We start from the raw sequence: 2,293 nt of genomic DNA, 5'->3' as shown, positions 1-2,293 counted from the left end.
GGTCTTCACCGTCTCGTAGCTGTCCTCGACCGAGGCGACCTCCTTCAGCCGCACCGGGTTGCCGTTGCGGTTGCTGACGATCRGCTCGCCGAACTCGGCGGCATTGCGCAGCTGGCGGTTCGCCTGCAGCGTCAGCGTCTGCTTCGGGCCTTCGAGCGTTCCAACCGGCGTGTTGGCGTTGGCGGCGCCGAGCGCGGCGTTCAGCTCGTCGAGGCTGATGTTGCGCGCGGCCAGCGCATCGGGCTGCACGCGCACCCGCACCGCGAAGCGCTTCTGCCCGTAGATGTTGACCTGCGCGACGCCGGCCAGCGTCGACAGCGACGGCGAGATCAGGTGCTCGGCGAAATCGTTCAGGTCCGACAGGTTCAGCGACGGCGAGGTCAGCGCGATCAGCAGCACCGGCGCATCGGCCGGGTTGACCTTGCGGTACGCCGGCGGGCTGGTCATGTCCTGCGGCAGCTGGCGCTGCGCGCGCAGCAGCGCGGCCTGCACGTCGACCGCGGCGGCGTCGATGTCGCGGCCCTCGTCGAACTCCAGCGTCACGGTGGTGCTGCCCAACGTGTTGGCCGAGCTGATCACGCTCAGGCCCGGGATGGTCTGGAACTGCTTCTCGAGCTGCAGCGCGACCGAGGTGGCCATCGTCTCCGGGCTCGCGCCCGGCAGCGCTGCCGAGACGTTGATCACCGGCGTGTTGTAGCTCGGCAGCGCGGCCACCGGGATGCGCGTGTACGCGATCACGCCGGCCACGACGATGGCGGCGTTCAGCAGCACCGTCATCACCGGACGGCGGATGAACAGCTCGGACAGGTTCATGGCGCGACTCCCGAAGTTGCGGATGTCGTTGCGGATGTCGTTGCGGATGTCGTTGAGGATGCCGCAGCCCCCGCACCCTTGCCCTTGCCGCCGGCCCCGCTCGCCGCGCGCTCGACCACCGGCGCGCCCGGCCGCAGGTTCTGCCGGCCGTCGACCACCACGCGCTCGCCCGGCTTCACGCCGGTGACGACCGCATCGGTGCCGGCCGCCTGCACCACCGCGATCGGCCGCGCGACGGCCCTCCCGCCGTCGTCGACCACGTAGACGATGTTGCCGCGCGGGCCCTGGATCAGCGAGGCCTGCGGCACCACGATCGCATCCTTCAGCGTCTCGACCACCAGCCGCACGCTGACGAACGCGCCGGGCCACAGCGCCTGCTGCCTGTTGTCGAACACCGCCTTCACCTTGACGGTGCCGGACGACGCGTCGATGTTGTTGTCGACGAACTGCAGCTTGCCGACCAGCGTGCCGCGCCCTTCGGGCAGCACCGCCGTGACCGCGCCGCGGCCCGACTGCAGGTTGCGCAGCGCCTCGGCGAGGTTGCGCTGCGGCAGGTTGAAGCCGACGGCGATCGGGTCGATCTGCGTCAGCGTCACCAGCGTGCTGGTGGCCGGCTGCACCGAGCTGCCGGGGAACACGTTGATCGCGCCGGCGCGGCCCGGGCCGGGCGCGACGATGCGGTTGTAGCCCAGCGCCACCTTGGCAGCGGCCAGCGCCGCGCGGTCGGACGACACCACCGCCTGCGAGCCCTCGACCAGCGTCTGGCTGCTGTCGACGGCGCTCTGCGAGACGAAGTTCTGCGCGAGCAGGTCCTTGCTGCGCATGAGCTGGCGCTGCGCGTCGGCCAGCGAGGCGAGGTCCTTCTCGAGCTGGGCCTGCGCCTTCGCGACGTTGACCTCGTCGGTGCGCGAATCGAGCGTGAACAGCAGCTCGCCGGCCTTCACGAACTGGCCTTCCTTGATGTGGACGTGGGTGATGGTGCTGGCGACCTGCGGACGGATGTCGACGCTGTTGAGCGCGGTGACGCTGCCGGTCGCTTCGAGCGTGACCTCGTAGTCGCGCTGCTGCGCGCGCACGGTGCTGACGCTGACCGGCGCGCCGGACGCGGCCGCCGACGGCGCACCGGCGGCCGCACCGCCCTCGCCCTTGCCACGTGTGGCCACGCCGTAGCCGACGCCCGCCGCCACCACCACCGCGGCGATCACCCAACCCACCAAGCTCTTGTTCATGAACTGCCCGTCGTCAAGTCATTCGGAAAAATCGGTCCGGCCCTCGGCCCCGGGATGGAAGCGCAGCGCCGGCACCCGGCTGGCGGCCCAGGCGGCCAGCGCGCACACGGCGGCGGCACAGCCGAAGGCGACCACGAACGCGAAGCGCAGCGCCTCCTGCGCCTGCGGATCCTGCGCTGCGTGCAGTGCGTCGCTGCTCCCCATCAACCCGAAGATCAGCGCGCCGAACGCGCTCGCGCCGATCGAGGAAC

At 71.0% G+C, this 2,293-nt stretch carries 2 protein-coding genes and 1 pseudogene; all 3 read right to left on the bottom strand.

The genetic code is table 11. The annotated features are described in order from the left end of the window. On the bottom strand, positions 1-813 hold an 813-nt coding region (locus AC1D15_RS27945; protein ID WP_477828572.1), incomplete at its 3' end, for an efflux RND transporter permease subunit. Next, positions 810-2,042, bottom strand: coding sequence for an efflux RND transporter periplasmic adaptor subunit (locus AC1D15_RS27940; protein WP_477828571.1), 1,233 nt, complete (start codon positions 2,040-2,042; stop codon positions 810-812). The genes AC1D15_RS27940 and AC1D15_RS27945, both read right to left, overlap by 4 nt. Positions 2,043-2,060: 18 nt before the next feature. Continuing rightward, positions 2,061-2,293, bottom strand: a pseudogene (locus tag AC1D15_RS27935) (hypothetical protein); the annotation flags it as partial.

The sequence above is a fragment of the Rhizobacter sp. P2_H2 genome (assembly GCF_056403375.1).
The sequence above is the reverse complement of the archived record's forward strand: the minus strand, read 5'-3'. Positions and strand labels throughout refer to the sequence as shown.